Genomic DNA, 17,473 nt, shown 5'->3' on the forward strand with positions numbered 1-17,473 from the left:
GCGGCTAGGAGGCCCGCTCCTCGGCGCGGTCGGGGGTGGGATCGAGGAAGACGTGGCGCACCTCGGGGAAGCGCCGGCGGATCCGGTCGTCGACCTCGTCGGCGGCGCGCTCGATGTCCTCGGGCGTGAGGTGGTCGGCCAGGTCGACGCGGGCCGCCACCAGCACCTGCTCGGGCGAGAGCCGCATCGTCAGGAGCTCGATCACCGAGTCGACGCCGTCGGCCTCCCGGATCGCGTCCACGATGCCGGCGCGCAGCTCGGGCGAGGCAGCCTTGCCGATCAGGTACTGCTGGTTCTGACGGCCCAGGCCGTAGGCCACCGAGACCAGCAGGCCGGCGATCAGCAGGGAGGCGACGCCGTCCCAGGTGCGGCCGCCGGTCAGCGTGTCCAGGGCCAGGCCACCGGCCGCCAGCAGCAGCCCCACCAGGGCCACCCCGTCCTCCCAGACCACCGCGCGCAGCGCCGGGTCGGCGTCGTGGCGCAGGTGGTGCAGCATCCCGGAGTCGGCCTGCGCCGCGTTGCGGCGCAGCTGGACCACGGCCTTGGCGAACGACGAGCCTTCGAAGAGGAACGACGCCCCGAGCACGATGAAGGGCCATGTCGGCGAGCCGGACTCCCCGGGGCTGGTCAGGGCCGAGATCCCTTCGTACGCCGAGAACCCGGCGCCGAGCACGAAGATCCCGACCGCGGCGAGCAGCGACCAGAAGTAGCGCTCCATCCCGTAGCCGAAGGGGTGCTCCTCGTCGGCGGCCCGCTGGCTCTTGCGCAGGGAGGCCATCAGGAACACCTGGTTGAGGGTGTCGCCGAAGGAGTGCGCGGCCTCGGACAGCATCGCCGACGACCCCGAGACCAGTCCCGCGACGAGCTTGGCAACCGCGATCAGCAGGTTGGCGCCACCGGCCACCAGCACAGTGGAGGTCGACTCGTCATCCGCCATGCCCTGTGTCTACCCGATGCCGCGCCGGAGCGACCCACCCCCAGGGTGGGTCAGGAGACGCCGCCGAGCTCGTCGCGCAACCGGGCCAGCAGCGCCGACAACAGGCGTGAGACCTGCATCTGGGTGATGCCGAGCACCTCACCGATCTCGGACTGGGTGGCGCCCTTGAAGAAGCGCATCTCCAGCATGATCCGCTCGCGCCGGTCGAGGTGCTCGAGCAGCGGCTTGAGGGCCACCCGCGCCTCGGCGCTCTCGAAGCCGGGGTCGTCGTCGCCGAGCTTCTCGCCGATCCCGGCGTCGGCATCCGCCGCCGAGGTGTCGAGCGACGTCGGGACGAAGCAGCCGTTGGCCGCCAGGGCCTCCACCACGAGGTCGAGGTCCAGGTCGAGCCGCTCGGCGATCTCGGAGGGCCGGGGGGAGCGCCCGAGCTCCTGGCACAGGTCGGTCTCGACGGCGGTGATCCGGGACTGGGCCTGCTGGACCGAGCGCGGGGGCCGGACCGCCCAGCCGTGGTCGCGGAAGTACCGACGCACCTCGCCGCGGATGGTGGGGACGGCGTAGCTGAGGAAGTCAGTCGCGCGCTCGGCGTCGAAGCCCCGCACCGCCTTCACCAGACCGAGGTAGGCGACCTGCTCGAGGTCCTCGATGGCGACTCCGCGCGAGCGGTAGCGACGCGCCACGTCGACCGCGACCTGCATGTTCAGCTCGACGACGCGGTCCTGGTAGTAGGAGCGTCCGGCGTCGTCCGCGGCATGGGCCAGCAGGAGGAGGCGCTGGGTCGCCTCACGTCGAGGCAGCCGGTCCAGCTCGTGGTCGAGCAGGTCGGGAGCATCGGTGGGGCGTTCGAGAAGACTTGTCACAATCGCGCACCTTCCGGGGATAGTGCGAGTTCGTGGCAGGTGTGTTCGACCACTGGGTACTGGTCTACCACCCGGTCGGACAGGGGCAAAACCCCCGTAGGGGGGGGTGAACCCACCCCTAAGTCGCGGTCACCCGGTCATCGGGCCCCACCACGACGAGTCCGTCGGCCACCGCGAAGGCCAGCGCCCGGTCGAACCGACCGCTCTCCCAGTACGACGCGCCGACCAGCTCCTGGAGACCGTCGGGGGTCTGTGGACCCTGCGCCTCCAGGGCCCGGACGAGCTGACCCATCTCGTGGAACACCTGTCGGTCGCGAGGACCCTCGGTGCTGGCCTTCGGTGGCGGCATCGGCATCTTCTGCTCCTCCTCGTACGAGTGGTGGGTTGTGTCGGGTCAGGCGTTGGCGTCGGCGTGCTGCTGGCCGCCGGTCTCGGCGTCCTCGGCGGTCAGCGGCTTGGCGATGTCCTCGAGGGACATGCCCTCGGCCTTGACGCCCAGGAAGGCCTCCACGATGCCGCCGGCGATCATCAGTCCGGCGCCCAGGAAGTAGCCGGGGGCGATCCCGGTGATGTCCTTGCTCGCCGAGGCGGCGTCGATGAGGTGGCCGAACAGGAGCGGGCCGCTGATGCCGCCGGCCGCGGTGCCGATGGCGTAGAAGAACGCGATGCACAGGGCCCGCGTCTCCATCGGGAAGACCTCACTGGCGGTGAGGTACGCCGCGCTGGCACCGGCCGAGGCGAAGAAGAAGATCACCATCCCGAAGATGGTCAGGCTCATCGCGGTGAGGTTGCCGAGCATGAAGCCCGCGATCGCGAGCAGCACCCCGGACAGCACGTAGCAGCCGGTGATCATCCGGACTCGGCCGATGGAGTCGAACAACGGACTCAGCAGCAGGGCACCGAGGAAGTTGCTGACCGCGAACGCGGCGAGGTACCACCCGGTCTGGCCGACGCCCAGGAACGTGGTCAGGGTGTCGCCGTAGGTGAAGAAGAACGCGTTGTAGAGGAACGCCTGGCCGACGAACAGCGAGAAGCAGAGGATGGTCCGCTTGGGGTACATCGTGAAGACGGTCTTGGCGATCAGCACGAGCCCGATGGTCTTGCGCTGGCGGATCGTGATCTTGTCCTTGACCCCCGGGAGCTCCTTGCCCGACTCCTCCTGGACGGTGCGCTCGATGTCGCGGACGATCTGCTCGCCCTCGTCCTCGCGGCCGTGGATGAAGAGCCAGCGCGGGCTCTCGGGGACGTTGCGGCGCACCAGCAGGATGCCCACGGCGAGGACCGCGCCGAGGCCGAACGCCAGGCGCCAGCCCAGGGAGGCGCTGACGATCGTCGGGTCGAGCAGCGGGATGGTCAGCAGAGATCCGGCAGCGGCGCCGACCCAGAACGAGCCGTTGATCGCGACGTCGACGCGGCCGCGGTACTTCGCCGGGATCAGCTCGTCGATGGCGGAGTTGATGGCGGCGTACTCGCCACCGATGCCGGCCCCGGTCAGGAAGCGGGCGCCGAAGTACCACAGCGGGCTCATCGAGAACGCCGTGAGCACGGTGGCGACGATGTAGAAGCCCAGGGTCAGCATGAACAGCTTCTTGCGGCCGAAGCGGTCGGTGAGCTGACCGAAGAACAGCGCACCGACACACGCTCCGGCGACGTACATCGCGCCGGCCGTGCCGATGTCGCTGCTGCTCAGCCCCAGGCCGGTGCTCGTGGGCTTCAAGGCGTCGGACATCGAGCCGACGATCGTCACCTCGAGCCCGTCCAGGATCCAGACGGTGCCCAGACCGATCACGATCAGCCAGTGCCACCGCACCCACGGCAGCCGGTCCATCCGGGCCGGGATGTCAGTGGTGATCTGACCGGTTTCGACGCCGCTCGCCATGGGTCCTCCTCAGGTCCGGGTGATGCGCCGGTTGCCGTACCCCGAGCGGGAGGAGGCATGCGTCACAGCCCGACACCGACCGGACGCGGAGCTGTCGGCCTACCGCGTGACGACGATCGTGAGCACCTGTCGGGCGTTGCCCAGGAGGTTCGTGGCCCGGAGGGTCACCCGGTGGCGGCCCGTCCCGGACCGCTTCGCCTTGCCGGACACCGTGGCCGTGCCCTTGCCGGCGTGGAACGTCAGCCCGGCGGGCAGCCTGCCTTTGACCAGGGTGATCCGCACGCCGGGCGCGCCGGAGGCGTGCACCGTGAAGGTCCTGCTCGTCCCGACCACGAACGTCGTGTGCCCGGCCGACGTGAAGGCCGGCTTCGTCCCGACCCTGATCGTCCGGGTGGCGGAGAGGCTGGCGTGCAGCGTGCTGCCGGTCGCCGGGGTGAACGCCGCCGTCACCGGGTGGCTCCCCGCGGCCAGACCCGACGTCGTGCAGCCCGCGGTGCCGTCCGGTTGCACGGGGGCGGTGCACAGGGTCTGTCCGCCGGAGGAGAACGTCACGTGGCCGGACGGCGACTCGAGCCCGGCGATCACCTGGGGCTCGACCACGGTGGAGCCGAGGTCCACGTCCGCGTGCGGCTTGGCCGTGGTGGGTGCGGTGAGGGTCGTGGTCGTCCCGGCCATCTCGTACGAACCGGCGTCGCAGGCCCCACCGGCGGGTCGCGGCACCCCCCTCAGGTCCGTGGAGCCGGAGGCGGGGCACAGCGGCGTCGCGGAGGCGCCGTACGTCGCGCCGCCCGGGATCGCGTCGACGGCGACGCTCGGGTTCAGCAGGGCGACCGTCGGCACCGGACCACCGCGGTCGGCGAGACCGGAGTCGAGATCCAGGCCGGTCACGTTCTGCCGGCTGGTCCCGGAGAACCCGCAGCTGGCATCCGTGGCCAGGTTGTAGCCGAGGTCGGTGATCGTTCCGTTGCACTCCTGGATGCCGGTCAGGGGTGGGCCTCCGATCAGCGAACCCAGCACCGAGCCCACGACCGACACCGTCCCCTGGACCGAGGCCAGCTCGTCCTGGAAGGTGCTGCGGACCACCGTGGCGGTCCCGGTTTCGACGTTGACGCCGACCAGGTTGCCCTGGAACGTGTCGTCGGCGAGCACCGCGGCTCCACCCGCGACCCTCACCCCCTGGAAACCCCAGCCGTGGAAGGAGGATCGGGTGACCGTGGCCGTCCCGCCGATGACCTTCAGCCCGCTGGAGTCGTTCTGCACGACGTCGTGGGCCGAGTCGTCGAAGGTCGACTGGTCGGCGGTGAAGGTGCCTCCGGTCATCTCGACGCCGGACACGTTCACGGCGGCATCGAGGAGGTGGGTGCGCACCAGGGCGACGCTGCCGCCGCTGATGGCGATCACGGCGGACGGGGTCGGCGTGCTGCAGCCCGGTGACCCACCCTCCTGCACCGTCGAGTCGGTCAAGGACGCCGTCGCCCCGGGCTCGACGACGAGGTTGCAGCCGGCATGGTCCAGCACCACATGGTTCGCGACCAGGGCCCCGGTGCCGTCGACCAGGGCGTCGATGAACGAGCCTCCCCGGATCCGCAGGCCGGTGAGCGTCGTGGTCTCCTCCCCCACCTCCAGCACGAACCCGTCGGCGCTCGAGTCCGCTGTCAGGAGCGTGCCGGACGCACCGCCCGACGAGCCGGCGCCCGCGAGGGTGACGGACTTGTGCGCGGCGCCGGGGCGGAGCTCACCGTCGAAGGTGCCGGCCCCGATGTGGACGGTCCCCTCGGAGGCGACGGCCGCGATGCCGGCGCCAACGGTCGCGCAGGGGTTGGCCAGCGAGCAGTCGTGCGCGTCGTCGCCACCGTTGGCCGGCATCTCGACGTAGACGTCGGTCGGCCCCGCGGCGTACGCCGGCAGGGCCGGGAGGGCGAGACCGAAGGCGACCGCGGCACCTCCGAGGATCGCGACGACGCGGCTGACCACCATGGCGGGCTCCCTCCCCGGGACGTCGGCGGGAGGCCGCGTCGGGGACATTCTGAGACAGCTCTCCCCACCGTGTCAGCAGAACCGGGCCGGGTCCGGGCAGTTCACGGACGAGCGCGTACGACGTGGCCGGCCGGGGTACAGGACCAAGGACAGACGAGGACGAGACGAGGAGTCAGCATGACGGACCTGAACGGACGCACGATCGCCTTCCTGGTGGCCGCCGAGGGCATCGAGCAGGTGGAGCTGACCGAGCCCTGGGCGGCCGTGGAGAAGGCCGGGGGCACGCCGCGGCTGCTCTCGCTCGAGAGTGGCGAGGTGCAGGCCTTCAACCATCTCGACCGGGGCGACACGTTCCCGGTGGACGCCGTCGTCTCCGACGCCGACCCGGCGTCGTACGACGGGCTGGTGCTGCCGGGCGGGGTCGCCAACCCGGACGCCCTGCGGATGGACGAGGACGCCGTGGCGTTCATCAAGGAGTTCGTGGAGTCGGGCCGACCCGTGGCCGCGATCTGCCACGCCCCGTGGACGCTCGCCGAGGCCGACGTCCTGCGCGGTCGCCGGCTGACCTCGTGGCCCAGCCTCCAGACCGACCTGCGCAACGCGGGTGCGGAGTGGGTCGACGAGGAGGTCGTCGTCGACGGCAACCTGGTCACGAGCCGCAAGCCGGACGACCTGCCGGCGTTCAACGACGCGATGCTCGAGCTGTTCGCGGGCTGAACGTCGACGCGCGGTCGGGGCCGAGGTTCAGCCCCGGCCGCGCAGCATGGTCAACATCAGTTGACGGACCGTGCGCCGCAGCTGGCGCGCGGTCGGGGCGGATGCGTCGCGGTGGGCGAGCATCTCCCGCTCGACCACCGGCGCCGCCAGCCCGGCGAACTCGTCCGGGCCGTCGGGGTCGAAGTCGCGGAGCGCCTGGGCGAGCGCCTCGAGGGCGACGTGCTCGACGCGGGTCCGCTCGGGAGCCGTCAGACCCAGCCGGTCGGCGGCCTCCGCGACGAGCGGCAGGTTCAGGTGGAGGGCGCGGAACTGGAGGGCGCGGCTCTCGCCGGGCTGCGCCCGAGCGGCCCGCATCAGCAGGTCGCGGGTCAGCACCCGTCGGGTCTGGGTCGCCCAGTCCGTGGTGCCGTCGAAGACCGGCGCGGTCCGGCTCCGCGGCTCCGCACCCACCTGCTGCTCACTGACCTGCATCGGACTTCCCGGACTCGACTCGTGATGGCTGGCGGCAGCTGCCGCCCACGTGGTCGGCTCCGGCCCGAGAACTGCGCGACGCGCGCCCGGACCGGGCCGCAGGGCTCTTGTACCCCCGCAGCGATCCGGTCATGCATGGAGCCCCGGACCGGGGTCCGTGGGTCAGCGCAGGGTGCGGGCGAGCAGGGCCTCGAGCGCGTCGAAGGAGCGCTCGGCGCCGGGCTCGTCGTACATCGAGGTGTCGGCCATCGAGTAACCGTGCGGCGAGCCCGGGTAGATCTCGTTGGTCGCGGTCAGGCCGGCGGCGGCCAGCGCCTGCCCCAGCCGCTCGACGTGCTCCGGGGTCATCCCGCGGTCGTTGTCGGCGTGGCCGAAGACGAACTCCGCACGAGCGCTGGAGAGCGCCAGGTGCGGGCTGTCGGGCTCCTCGGTCACCAGCCCACCACCGTGGAAGCCGGCCGCCGCCACGACCGCCGGGTCGAGGCCCGCGGCGCGGACCGCGAGCCGCGCGCCCATGCAGTAGCCGACCACCCCGACCAGTCCGCCCGGGCCGCCCTCGCTGTGCTCGCGGAGCGCCGCGAGGTACGCCGGGAGGTCGCGCATCACGGCGTCGCTCGTGAGGGCCGCGAGCCGGGGGCCGACCAGCTCGAAGTACGCCTCCCGGGCACCCGGCGCGCGGAGATCGCCGGTGGGCGAGGTCTGCGCGGCGGTGCCGGAGCGGTACAGCACGTTGGGCGCCAGCACCGTGTAGCCCCAGCCGGCGATGCGGTCGCACATCTGCTCGATCTGGGGCCGCAGCCCGATCGCGTCGATGAAGAACAGGACGCCCGGGCCCTCACCGGTCAGGTAGGCCTCGGCGGTGCCGTCGGGCGTCTCGATGTCGAGGGAGGTCACGCGGGTCAGGCTAGCCAGCCGGTCCAGAGCGTCGACCTCAGGCGGCGTCGACGTCCTTGCCGTTGATCCGCCCGTCGAGCTTGGACTGGTCCAGGTCGTCGCTGGAGAGTCGCTTGAAGCCACTGCGATGGAAGACCAGGGGCGAGCCGTCCCCACCGTCGGTGACGGTATGCAGCGACAGCACCACGATCACGTGGTCACCCGCCTCGACCTCCTGGTGGATCGTGCAGTCGAAGGTCGCCACGGCCTCGTCGAGGAGCACCGCGCCGTCCTCGGTCGAGCGGAACGGCAGGCCCACGAACCGCGACTCGGGGGGACCCGCCAGCTGCCGGCACACGTCGTCGTGGTGGTCGGCCAGAACGCTGACGCCGAGGTGGCTCGCCTCCCGCAGCACCGGCCAGGTGTTGCTGGTCGTGGCCACCGAGAAGGACACGAGCGGCGGGTCGACGCTGACCGAGGTGAACGAGCTCGCCGCGATGCCGGTCAGCCGGCCGCGCACCTGGGCCGCGACCGCCACCACCCCGCTGGGGAAGGCGCCGAACGCACCCCGGAGGGTGTGCGGGTCCAGGGCGGGCAGGGCGACGGCGGCGGTCATGAGGGGACTCCTTCGAGGAGGGGAGGCTGGAGCATCGACCGGACGACCGGCCGGGCGGCGGCCAGCCACGCGTCGTACGCCGTGGGGTCGGCGTACCGGGCGTCGAGGACGTAGAGCGCCGGGACGGGCACCACGGCCCCGAGCTCGGCGAGCAGCGGGCGGAGGAAGACCTCGGGGGCCAGTGCATGCGCCGGGCCCGCGCCCAGCATGAGGGGTACGGCGACGCCGCCGAGGCCGGTGCCGGCCGCGAAGCGCTCGAGGAAGAGCTTCAGCAGCCCGGTGTAGGTCGCCTTGTACGTCGGACTGGCCACGACCACCAGGTCGGCGTCGCCGACCTCGGCGACCAGCCGGCCGACCTCGCCGTCGGACCAGTCGAGCAGCCGGGCGCCGAGCTCCGCGAGGTCGACAACCAGACCGGGCTCCTCTCCGCTGAGCTCGCGGGCGACGTGGACGGCCGAGGCCAGGGTGCGTGAACCGGGCTTGGGGTTCCCGACCACGACCGCCACCCGGGTGCTCACCGCGCTGCTCCGGCGACCGCGAAGGGCACCGCCGAGCGGTGGGGGCCGACCGGCGCCGGGTGCTCCCAGCGGCCCCGGGCGGCCAGGATCGGAAGCACTCCCTCGCCGAACCAGTAGGCACTCTCGAGGTGGGGATATCCGGAGAGGACGAACTCGTCGATGCCGAGGGCGGCGTACTCCTCGATCCGGTCGGCGACCTCCTCGTGGCTGCCGACGAGGGCCGTGCCGGCGCCACCGCGGACCAGACCGATCCCGGCCCAGACGTTGGGGTGGATCTCGAGGTGGGTCGGGTCCCCGCCGTGCAGGTCCAGCATCCGCCGCTGTCCTTCCGACTCGCTGCGCCGCAGCCCGGCCTGGACCCTGGCCACGGCCTCGGGGTCGATGCCCGCGAGCAGCCGGTCGGCCTCGGCCCAGGCCTCCGCGGAGGTGTCGCGGTTGATCACGTGCATCCGGATCCCGAACCGGATCTCGCGCCCCCGGCGCTCGGGGGCGTCGGCCGCCAGCTTGCGGATCCACGCGAGCTTCTCGCGCACGGCGTCGGGCGCCTCGCCCCACGTGAGGTAGACATCGGCGTGGCGAGCCGCGACGTCGCCGGCGGCCGCGGACGACCCACCGAAGTAGACGTCCGGCACCGGGTCGGGGACCTGCCCCAACCGGGCGGCCTCGACCCGGAGATGGTCCCCGGCGAAGTCGACGGTCTCGCCACGCCAGAGCGCGCGGACGACGGTGAGGAACTCGTCGCAGCGTGCGTAACGTGCGTCCTTGTCCTCGAAGTCGCCGTACATCCGCTGCTCGGTGCTCTCTCCCCCGGTGACCACGTTGAGCAGGAGGCGGCCCCCGGTGAGGTTCTGGAAGGTCCCGGCCATCTGCGCGGCCAGGAACGGCGACGTGAGACCAGGGCGGAAGGCGACCAGGAACTTCAGTCGCTGCGAGACCTGGCTCAGCATCGCGGTCGACAGCCAGGCGTCGTCGCACCAGGCGCCGGTCGGGGTGAGGGCCGCCTCGAAGCCGAGGTCCTCCGCGGCGCGGGCGACCTGGCCGAGGTAGGACACGCTGGGCGGACGCCCCGCGGGGCCGGCCCCGACGCCGTGGCCACCGCCGACGACGTGCCTGCCGTCCCCGCCGTTGGTCGGCAGGAACCAGTGGAACGTCAGCGTGCTCATGCGGCCTCCTCGGAGTCGGGGTGTCACCAGGCAGCTGTCGGGTGGGACCGGCTAATCTTCTTAATGTCAATTGACATACATGACTTTACGAGATGGTCGGGCGAACCCCAACTGCGCCACGACAGGTTCTTCCTGCCGCGGCGCGAGGGTGCTCCTGCCAGGGGGTCCCACATGCGTCTGGAACAGCTGGAGTACCTCGCCGCGGTGGTGCAGCACGGCTCGCTGCGCCGGGCCAGCGAGCATCTCCACATCTCGCAGCCGGCCCTGAGCGAGGCCGTCGGCAAGCTCGAGCGGGAGCTCGGCCTGAAGCTGCTCGACCGGCACCGGTCCGGAGCCCGGATCAACCGGTCGGGCCGGGAGCTGCTCGACCACATGACCGCGGTGCTGGAGTCCGTCGACCGGCTCCGCGCCGCGGCCGGGGACCAGAACGGCGTGGCCCGAACGGTCCGGGTCGGCACCGTCAACACCGGTACGTCGTCGGTCGTCGCACCCGCCGTCCTGGCCTTCCAGACCGGGCGGCTCTCGACCACGGTCGAGGTCGTCGACCTGCAGCACCGGCAGGTGCTGGACGGCGTGGTCGAGGGGACGCTCGACCTCGGCCTGGTCAACCTGCTGGGCGGCGACGAGGTGCAGCCCGACCTCGACAGCACCGTGCTGGTCCGCGGCCGGCCCGTCGTGGTCCTCCCGAGCGGTCACCGTCTCGCGGCCCACGACTCGGTGAGCGTGGCCGACCTGCGCGACGAGCACTTCGTGGCGATGCGGTCGGGCTACGTGATGCACCGGTTCGCGCAACGGCTCTTCGGCGACCGGCCGCCCGCCACGACGTACCGTGCCGACGGCGCAGCGATGGGCAAGCTGCTTGTCGCGGACGGCCTCGGCCTGACCGTGCTGCCCGACTACAGCGTCGCCCTCGACCCGCTGTGCCGGGCCGGGCTGGTGACCTGCCGGCCGGTCACCGGCGACCGGACCACGGTCAGCCTGGTGCTCCTCCAGCGCCGAGGCCAGCGCGCACCGGTGTCGGTGAGCGAGCTGCGCGGCGCGCTGGTGGCCCGGGCCGCGGCGTACCGCAGTGGCGGCGCCACCGAACGCGAAATGCACACGGAGTCGGCCCGTACAGGTTCCTGACAGAATCGGGCCGGGACCATGGAGGGTCCCCGTTCGGCTTCCGGAAGGTCCACGCGTGCATCACCTCAGCTGGCTGGAGGCCGCCGTCGTCGGCCTGCTCCAGGGTGTCTCCGAGCTGTTCCCGATCTCGAGCCTGGGCCACAGCGTGCTGCTCCCTGCGGTGATCGGTGGGAGCTGGGCGCACGACCTCGACGTCTCGGCGATCGAGTCGCCGTACCTCGCGTTCATCGTCGGCACCCACGTGGCGACCGCGCTCGCCCTGATCGCGTTCTACTGGCGCGACTGGCTGCGGCTGATGAACGGTCTGGTCACCAGCGTGCGGCACCGCCGCCTGAGCAACCCCGACGAGCGGCTGATCTGGCAGCTGATCGTCGCCACCATCCCGGTGGGCCTGACCGGGCTGCTCTTCGAGCACTGGCTGCGCACCCACCTGGGCCGCCCGGTCCCGGCCGCCTGTTTCCTGGTCGTCAACGGCATCGTGCTGCTCGCGATCGAGTCGTACGCCGCCCGGTCTCCGGTGCCGGAGACGGTGCCCGCCGAGGTCCCGTCCGACCCCGTCGCCGACGGGGTGGCCGCCGACGCCCGTCTCTCGCTGATGTCGGTGCGCCGGTCCCTGGCGATCGGGAGCGTCCAGATCCTGGCACTGGCCCCCGGCATCTCGCGCTCGGGCATCACCACCGCGGCCGGCATGAGAGCCGGGCTGCGGCGCGAGGACGCGCTCCGGTTCTCGTTCCTGCTGGCCACGCCGGTGATCCTGGCGGCCGGGGTGCTCAAGCTGCCCGACCTCTTCGGCCCGCTCGGCGCCGGGGTGCGCCCCCAGATCCTGTTCGGGTCGGTGCTGGCCGGGATCGGCGCCTACATCTCGGTGCGCTGGCTGACCCGCTGGGTGCACACCAACACCCTGCGCCCCTTCGGGGTCTACTGCGTCGTGGCCGGGCTCGCCTGCCTGACCCTCTTCGCCGTGCGCTGACCCCGGTCCGGCACCTGGCGATCCGCATGACGACCGACCCGTCGGCGCGGTAGTTTCGGCTCTCCGCGCACGTATCAGGCAACGGGGACGTGCCTCCTGTGGGGGTGTGATGACCATGCACGAAGCGCCGGGAGGCCCGACCTCCTCGGCGCTCTACGACGTCGCGACGGATGCGTTCCGTCGCTGGCGCGCGGGCGACGAGTCGGCGCTCGACGACCTGGTCCGGGTGATGAGCCCGGTGCTCTGGCACGTCGTGCGCGCCTGCGGTCTCGACCGCGAGGCCAGCGAGGACGTCGTACAGACCACCTGGGTGGCCCTGGTCAAGAGCGCGGACTCGGTCCGCGACCCGCAGGCCATCACCCGCTGGCTCTGCACCGGCGCACGACGCGAGGCGTGGCGGGTCAGCAAGCTCGCGACCCGCACCCGTCCGGTCGAGGACGACGTCCTGGACGCCCGGATGCCCGTGCAGACCTCGCCCGAGGCCGAGGTGGTCACCAACGACGAGAGCTCCCTGCTCTGGCAGGCGCTCGGCCGGCTCCCGGAGCGCTGCCAGAAGCTGCTCCGGATCGTGGCGTGGGAGCCCCGCCCCGACTACACCGCCGTGGCGGCCGGCCTCCAGATGCCGGTCGGCAGCATCGGCCCGACGCGCCGCCGTTGCCTCGACAAGCTCCGCGTCGAGCTCGGAGGTGCCTCATGAAGCTCTCGGACGACCAGCTGCTGGAGGCCGTGGCCCGGTTGTACGCCGACCACGACCCCGCGCCCGACGACCTCGCCGACGGGGTGCTCGCCCGTCTCGCCGTGGAGGACCTCGAGGACGAGTGGGAGCTGCTCACGCTCGTGGAGCGGGTCGACCTCGCGGCCGGGGTCCGCAGCGCGGAGGACGCCGTCGCCGAGGACGGCGACGACGCGACGGTCGCGCTGGAGTTCGCCGGTACGTCGTACCGCGTCCTGGTGCGGATCAGCACCGTCGACGGCCATCGCCGGATCGACGGCTGGGTGGTGCCGGCGGTGCCGATGAAGGTCTTCCTCGGGCCTCCGGGCGATGCCCTCGCCCACAGCCGGCAGTCGGCGGTCTCCGACGAGGACGGCCGCTTCGAGTTCACCGCGCCGCACTCCGGCGAGGCCCGGCTGTGGCTGCTGCCCCAGACGGGTGACCAGCCCGACGACTCAGCGGCGCCGCCGTTCGTGACTCCCCCGTTCCTGATCTAGGAGACCCCCGATGACCACCCCCGCTGACGACCGAGCGCAGCGCCGCACCACCCGTCCCTCCGCTCAGCGGGACCCCGCGACACCGCCTCCCCACGTGCTGCAGCAGGTGAACGGCCGGGTGCTCGACCCCGGCACGGCGCTCGTCGTGAAGGGCGTCTCCCCCGGCTCGACGGTCTACGTCGGTCCCCGGCTCACGATCAGCCGCACCCTCGACGTGCCCCGGGTCCTCGCCCAGCTGCGCGAGGTCGCCGACGAGCTGGGCTGGGACCTCGAGAGCGAGGACGCCGAGCGCGAGCTCGCCGAGCACCGCAAGCGTTACGGCCTGGTCCGGGTGGGCATCGGCGTCAAGGACCAGCGGGCCGCGCTGGCTCCCGACGGGTGGGTGCTGCTCCAGCAGGCGCGTGCGCGCTTCGGGATCGAGGCCATGCGAGGCGTCGGGCTCGATCACATCGTCACCCTGCGCAGCGGCCACGGGGCGGAGCCCACGGACCCGTCGAGTCGCCCCATCCACGAGCCGGACACGGTCGAACCCGACCCCATCCACGAACCGGACCCCATCCACGAACCGGACCCCATCCACGAGCCCGACCCCATCCACGAACCGGACCCGATCCACGAGCCCGACCCGAGCGGGGCCACCTCCTCGGCGGCCGTCGCGTCGTACGGCCGCCAGGGCAGCGGTGGCCGTCAGCCCGTGACCTACGTCGGCCCGGCTCCCCTGCGACGTCCCGACTGCGAGTTCGAGACCAGCCGGCGACCCGTCGTGGCGGTGATCGACACCGGCTGCGGGGAGCACGCCTGGCTCGACGGCATCGTGCACATGGACGTGACCCTCGACGGGAACCCCATCGGCTACACCGACGACTCCACCGACCCCGAGCGCTGGCCCGACCAGGTCGGCGCGCTCGACGGCGGGATCGACCCCTATGCCGGCCACGGCACGTTCATCTGCGGTCTGGTCCGGCAGGGATGTCCCGACGCGGACATCGTGGCGTGGCGCATCGTGAGCTCGTCGGGACCGATCATCGAGAGCGACCTGGTCGACGCGCTGTCCGACATCGCCGAGGTCGCCCGCCGCTACCGCGACGGCGAGGAGGGCGGGCACCCGATCGACGTGCTGAGCCTCTCGATGGGTTACTACCACGAGACGCCCGAGGACGAGCTGTTCGACCCGACGATGTCCGACATCCTGCGGCTGCTCGGCGAGTGCGGCACGATCGTCGTCTGCTCCGCCGGCAACGACGCGACCGCGCGGCCGATGTTCCCCGCCGCGTTCGCGCCCTGGGCCGACGGTCACGGCACGGTTCAGCCGGACGCGAGCTGTGTCCCGGTCGTCTCCGTGGGCGCCCTCAACCCGAACGGCACCGACGCCTTGTTCACCAACACCGGTCCGTGGGTGCGCTGCTACGCCCCCGGGGCCGCCGTGCTGAGCACCTTGCCGCCGTTCCAGGGCGGGCTGCAGCCGATCGCCCGGACCGTCGCCTACCAGCGGGTCCGTGAGTCCCTCGACCCCGACGACTACACCGGCCACTTCGCGGTCTGGAGCGGTACGTCGTTCGCCGCCCCCTTCTTCGCCGGGTTGCTGGCCGCCGACCTCCTGGGCAGCCTCGGGTCAGCCGGATCGCCGGCCTCCCGTGCGGACGCCGTGTCGCGGGGCTGGAACGCGGTGGCTGGTCGGACCGACTTGACGCCATGATGAGCGGATGCCGACAGCGGAGGACCTGCGCCAGCGGGCGATGACCGCTGTCCGTGCCGGGAACTTCACCGGGGCACGGTCGATGCTCGAGCGGGCCAGGGAACGCGCCGGCTCCGACCGTGACCAGCGGGCCCTGATCGGGCTCTCCGACGCCTACGTCGAGGCCGAGCTGCACGGCGCCGAGGCGGGGCTGCAACGATGTGCGGCCCTGCTCGGGACCACCGGGCTGTCGCCGGCGACGCGGGGCCGGATCCTCTCCCAGCTCGCGCTCCTCCACCTGCGCGCAGGCGACGCCGGGGCCGCCGAGACGTCGATCTCCCAGGCCATCCCCCTGCTCGGAGGCGAGCCGGAGCACCTGGGCCGGGCCTACCTCACCCGCGGCAACCTGCACCTGCACCGTCGCGAGCCCCTGGCCGCGGTCTCCGACTTCGAGGCCGCGCGGGACCACTACGCCCAGGCCGACATGGCGGAGTCGTCGGGCAAGGCCGAGCACAACATCGGGTACGCCCACCTCCTCCTGGGAGACCTGGTCACCGCCCTGCGCCACATGGACGACGCCAAGGGCACCCTGAGCCCGATGACGTTGGTGATGCAGTCCACCACCAACCAGGACCGTGCCGAGGTGATGCTCGCGGCCGGCCGTCCGCGCGAGGCCGCGCGAGCGCTGGAGGCGGCCGCCGCGGCGTACGGCGCGCAGGGTCTGCGCCGGTTCCAGGCGGAGTCCGAGCTGGTGCTCGCCAAGACCCTGCTGCGCCAGGACCCTGCCCGGGCCCGGGTCATCGCCCGGCGCGCCGCTCGCCGCTTCACGGGGCATGGGAGCCCGACCTGGGCGCTGCGCGCCGACGCGCTCGCGATCGTCGCCGAGATCGAGGCCGGCGGCACCGGCCGGGCGCTCCTGACGCGCGCGGACGAGCTGGTCGAGGTGCTGCGGCTCAACGACCTGCGCGAGGAGGCCGACCAGCTGAGCCTGGTCGCCTGCCGACTCGTGCTGCGCAGGGGAGACACGGGTGGCGCGGCCGCCCGCCTGTCGCGGCTGCGGGTGACCCGTCGTCACTCGATCGCCCATCGGCTGCTCAGCCACGAGGTCCGGGCCGACCTCGCCCTGGCCAACGGTCAGCACAGCCGGGCCCGCCGCGAGGTCACCTCGGGGCTGGCGGCGGTCCACGCCTGGCAGTCGTCCTTCGGCAGCCTCGACCTGCAGAGCACCCTGGTCGGTCACGGCCGCGGGCTGGCCGGCCGCGGACTCGACTCCGCACTCGGGGACGGTCGCCCGCACGTGGTCTACGAGTGGTCCGAGCGGGCCCGGGCCCTGGTGAGCCGGGTGGCGCCGGTCCGGCCGCCACCGGACGAGGCGATCGCTGCCGACCTGAGCCTGCTCCGCCAGCTCCCCGAGGGCGACCGGACGCGGGTCGAGGTGGCCGAACGGATCGCCCGGCACAGCTGGTCGGCGCCCGGTGGCGGAGAGATCGGTGAACCGGCGGCGCTCGACGAGCTGATGGCCGGGCTCGGCTCGGACTCGGCGCTGGTCGCCTACGTCGTCCGCCCCCACCGCACGGCCGCCCTCGTCGTCACCGACGGTCGGGCGACCGTCGTACCACTGGGTGACGGCGCAGGCCTGCGGAACCGGCTGGACTCCATCGCGGCCGACCTCGACATGGCGGCCTCACGCACCGAGGGTCCGATGGCCGAGGCCATCCGGAACTCCCTCGCCCGCAACCTCGCCTGGGTCGGTACGACGCTGGTGGAGCCCGTGCTGCCGCTGCTCGGCGACCGTCGCGTCGTCCTGACTCCGTCGGGAGTGCTGGCCGGGACGCCGTGGACGCTCCTGCCCGGACTGGTCGGGCGCCCGCTCACGATCGCCCCCTCCGCGACGCGCTGGCTGCAGCTCCACGCGGAGGCCGAGGTCGGCACCCGGGTCGGACTGGTCGCCGGGCCGCGGGTGGCGCGTGCCGAGGAGGAGGTGACGCGCGCCTGCCACGCCTGGACGGGAGCCGAGGTCCTGACCGGGCCGGCGGCCTCGTCGGCGCAGGTGGCCCAGCTGGCGCAGCGGGTCGACCTGCTGCATCTCGCGGGCCACGGCCGGCACTCCGGGGAGAACCCGCTCTTCTCCGCCGTGGAGCTGGCCGACGGGCCGTGGTTCGGCTACGACATCGACGCCCTCGCGCACACCCCCGAGACCGTCGTGCTGTCGGCCTGTGAGCTCGGCCGGGTCTCGGTGCGCTCCGGCGAGGAGGCCGTGGGCATGACCGCCGCGTGGCTGCACGCCGGGGCGCGGCACGTGCTGTCCTCGCCCGCCCTGGTCGCCGACGAGGTGGCCTGCGAGGCGCTGGCCCGCTGGCACGTGCTGGTCGCCGGTGGGGCCGCCCCCGCGGTGGCTCTCGCCGAGGTCGGCGCGGAGCCGCGGGACGGCCCGCCCCTGCCGTTCCTGTGCTTCGGCGCCGGCTGGTGAGGAGTTTTTCCAG

At 72.7% G+C, this 17,473-nt stretch carries 17 protein-coding genes; 7 read left to right on the top strand and 10 right to left on the bottom strand.

The annotated features are described in order from the left end of the window. Window positions 1–4 precede the first annotated feature (4 nt). The 5 genes from E3N83_RS09995 to E3N83_RS20220 form a co-directional block, all read right to left on the bottom strand. Complete coding sequence (locus E3N83_RS09995) at window positions 5–937, bottom strand: cation diffusion facilitator family transporter (protein WP_151083126.1); 933 nt, start codon at window positions 935–937, stop codon at window positions 5–7. Window positions 938–987: 50 nt separating this feature from the next. Continuing rightward, window positions 988–1,797, bottom strand: coding sequence for a SigB/SigF/SigG family RNA polymerase sigma factor (locus E3N83_RS10000; RefSeq protein WP_151083127.1), 810 nt, complete (start codon window positions 1,795–1,797; stop codon window positions 988–990). Window positions 1,798–1,915: 118 nt separating this feature from the next. Further along, window positions 1,916–2,152, bottom strand: a complete 237-nt coding sequence (locus E3N83_RS10005; RefSeq protein ID WP_151083128.1) for a hypothetical protein — start codon at window positions 2,150–2,152, stop codon at window positions 1,916–1,918. A gap of 39 nt (window positions 2,153–2,191) precedes the next feature. Continuing rightward, entirely contained in the window at window positions 2,192–3,676 is a 1,485-nt protein-coding gene (locus E3N83_RS10010) for an MFS transporter (protein ID WP_151083129.1), read from the bottom strand. Between the two features lie 99 nt (window positions 3,677–3,775). Continuing rightward, a complete protein-coding gene (locus E3N83_RS20220) occupies window positions 3,776–5,653 on the bottom strand; it encodes an Ig-like domain-containing protein (protein ID WP_151083130.1) in 1,878 nt (625 codons plus the stop codon). Between the two features lie 177 nt (window positions 5,654–5,830). On the opposite strand from E3N83_RS20220, the gene E3N83_RS10020 reads away from it, so the two are divergent. Further along, complete coding sequence (locus tag E3N83_RS10020) at window positions 5,831–6,370, top strand: type 1 glutamine amidotransferase domain-containing protein (RefSeq protein ID WP_151083131.1); 540 nt, start codon at window positions 5,831–5,833, stop codon at window positions 6,368–6,370. 27 nt (window positions 6,371–6,397) lie between these two features. Here the strand turns inward: E3N83_RS10020 and E3N83_RS10025 are convergent, their stop codons facing one another. The 5 genes from E3N83_RS10025 to E3N83_RS10045 form a co-directional block, all read right to left on the bottom strand. Next, complete coding sequence (locus tag E3N83_RS10025) at window positions 6,398–6,841, bottom strand: hypothetical protein (protein ID WP_151083132.1); 444 nt, start codon at window positions 6,839–6,841, stop codon at window positions 6,398–6,400. 162 nt (window positions 6,842–7,003) lie between these two features. Continuing rightward, window positions 7,004–7,735: a dienelactone hydrolase family protein gene (locus tag E3N83_RS10030; RefSeq protein WP_151083133.1), complete on the bottom strand. Its 732-nt coding sequence runs from the start codon at window positions 7,733–7,735 to the stop codon at window positions 7,004–7,006. 37 nt (window positions 7,736–7,772) lie between these two features. Further along, window positions 7,773–8,330 carry a flavin reductase family protein gene (locus tag E3N83_RS10035; RefSeq protein ID WP_151083134.1) on the bottom strand — a complete coding sequence of 186 codons (558 nt, stop codon included), beginning with the start codon at window positions 8,328–8,330 and terminating at the stop codon, window positions 7,773–7,775. Continuing rightward, the gene (locus E3N83_RS10040; RefSeq protein ID WP_202879190.1) at window positions 8,327–8,848 is read right to left on the bottom strand and encodes an NADPH-dependent FMN reductase; all 522 of its coding nucleotides are present in this window, start codon (window positions 8,846–8,848) and stop codon (window positions 8,327–8,329) included. Before E3N83_RS10040 ends, E3N83_RS10035 begins: the two co-directional genes overlap by 4 nt. After that, the gene (locus E3N83_RS10045) at window positions 8,845–10,011 is read right to left on the bottom strand and encodes an LLM class flavin-dependent oxidoreductase (RefSeq protein ID WP_151083135.1); all 1,167 of its coding nucleotides are present in this window, start codon (window positions 10,009–10,011) and stop codon (window positions 8,845–8,847) included. The genes E3N83_RS10040 and E3N83_RS10045 overlap by 4 nt, the downstream gene beginning before the upstream one ends. A 171-nt stretch (window positions 10,012–10,182) precedes the next feature. Between E3N83_RS10045 and E3N83_RS10050 the strand changes: the two genes are divergently transcribed. The 6 genes from E3N83_RS10050 to E3N83_RS10075 all read left to right on the top strand — a co-directional run bounded on the left by E3N83_RS10050 (window position 10,183) and on the right by E3N83_RS10075 (window position 17,460). Beyond that, on the top strand, window positions 10,183–11,136 hold the full coding sequence (locus E3N83_RS10050; protein WP_151083136.1) for a LysR family transcriptional regulator: 954 nt from the start codon (window positions 10,183–10,185) through the stop codon (window positions 11,134–11,136). 55 nt (window positions 11,137–11,191) lie between these two features. Further along, window positions 11,192–12,106: an undecaprenyl-diphosphate phosphatase gene (locus tag E3N83_RS10055; RefSeq protein WP_151083137.1), complete on the top strand. Its 915-nt coding sequence runs from the start codon at window positions 11,192–11,194 to the stop codon at window positions 12,104–12,106. A 109-nt stretch (window positions 12,107–12,215) separates the two neighbouring features. Next, a complete protein-coding gene (locus E3N83_RS10060) occupies window positions 12,216–12,803 on the top strand; it encodes an RNA polymerase sigma factor (RefSeq protein ID WP_151083138.1) in 588 nt (195 codons plus the stop codon). Then, window positions 12,800–13,315: a hypothetical protein gene (locus tag E3N83_RS10065; protein ID WP_151083139.1), complete on the top strand. Its 516-nt coding sequence runs from the start codon at window positions 12,800–12,802 to the stop codon at window positions 13,313–13,315. The genes E3N83_RS10060 and E3N83_RS10065 overlap by 4 nt, the downstream gene beginning before the upstream one ends. A 10-nt stretch (window positions 13,316–13,325) precedes the next feature. Further along, window positions 13,326–15,011, top strand: a complete 1,686-nt coding sequence (locus tag E3N83_RS10070; protein ID WP_151083140.1) for a S8 family peptidase — start codon at window positions 13,326–13,328, stop codon at window positions 15,009–15,011. 7 nt (window positions 15,012–15,018) lie between these two features. Continuing rightward, window positions 15,019–17,460, top strand: a complete 2,442-nt coding sequence (locus tag E3N83_RS10075) for a CHAT domain-containing protein (protein WP_151083141.1) — start codon at window positions 15,019–15,021, stop codon at window positions 17,458–17,460. Window positions 17,461–17,473 lie beyond the last annotated feature (13 nt).

It is taken from the genome of Nocardioides cynanchi (genome assembly GCF_008761635.1).
Taxonomy (GTDB): domain Bacteria; phylum Actinomycetota; class Actinomycetes; order Propionibacteriales; family Nocardioidaceae; genus Nocardioides; species Nocardioides cynanchi.

Coding starts and splice junctions, on each gene's coding strand:
- E3N83_RS10065 (WP_151083139.1), top strand. CDS start 12,800: ATGAAGCTCTCGGACGACCAGCTGCTGGAGGCCGTGGCCCGGTTGTAC.
- E3N83_RS10020 (WP_151083131.1), top strand. CDS start 5,831: ATGACGGACCTGAACGGACGCACGATCGCCTTCCTGGTGGCCGCCGAG.
- E3N83_RS10070 (WP_151083140.1), top strand. CDS start 13,326: ATGACCACCCCCGCTGACGACCGAGCGCAGCGCCGCACCACCCGTCCC.
- E3N83_RS10010 (WP_151083129.1), bottom strand. CDS start 3,676: ATGGCGAGCGGCGTCGAAACCGGTCAGATCACCACTGACATCCCGGCC.
- E3N83_RS10060 (WP_151083138.1), top strand. CDS start 12,216: ATGACCATGCACGAAGCGCCGGGAGGCCCGACCTCCTCGGCGCTCTAC.
- E3N83_RS09995 (WP_151083126.1), bottom strand. CDS start 937: ATGGCGGATGACGAGTCGACCTCCACTGTGCTGGTGGCCGGTGGCGCC.
- E3N83_RS10025 (WP_151083132.1), bottom strand. CDS start 6,841: ATGCAGGTCAGTGAGCAGCAGGTGGGTGCGGAGCCGCGGAGCCGGACC.
- E3N83_RS10075 (WP_151083141.1), top strand. CDS start 15,019: ATGCCGACAGCGGAGGACCTGCGCCAGCGGGCGATGACCGCTGTCCGT.
- E3N83_RS10045 (WP_151083135.1), bottom strand. CDS start 10,011: ATGAGCACGCTGACGTTCCACTGGTTCCTGCCGACCAACGGCGGGGAC.
- E3N83_RS10050 (WP_151083136.1), top strand. CDS start 10,183: ATGCGTCTGGAACAGCTGGAGTACCTCGCCGCGGTGGTGCAGCACGGC.
- E3N83_RS10035 (WP_151083134.1), bottom strand. CDS start 8,330: ATGACCGCCGCCGTCGCCCTGCCCGCCCTGGACCCGCACACCCTCCGG.
- E3N83_RS20220 (WP_151083130.1), bottom strand. CDS start 5,653: ATGGTGGTCAGCCGCGTCGTCGCGATCCTCGGAGGTGCCGCGGTCGCC.
- E3N83_RS10005 (WP_151083128.1), bottom strand. CDS start 2,152: ATGCCGATGCCGCCACCGAAGGCCAGCACCGAGGGTCCTCGCGACCGA.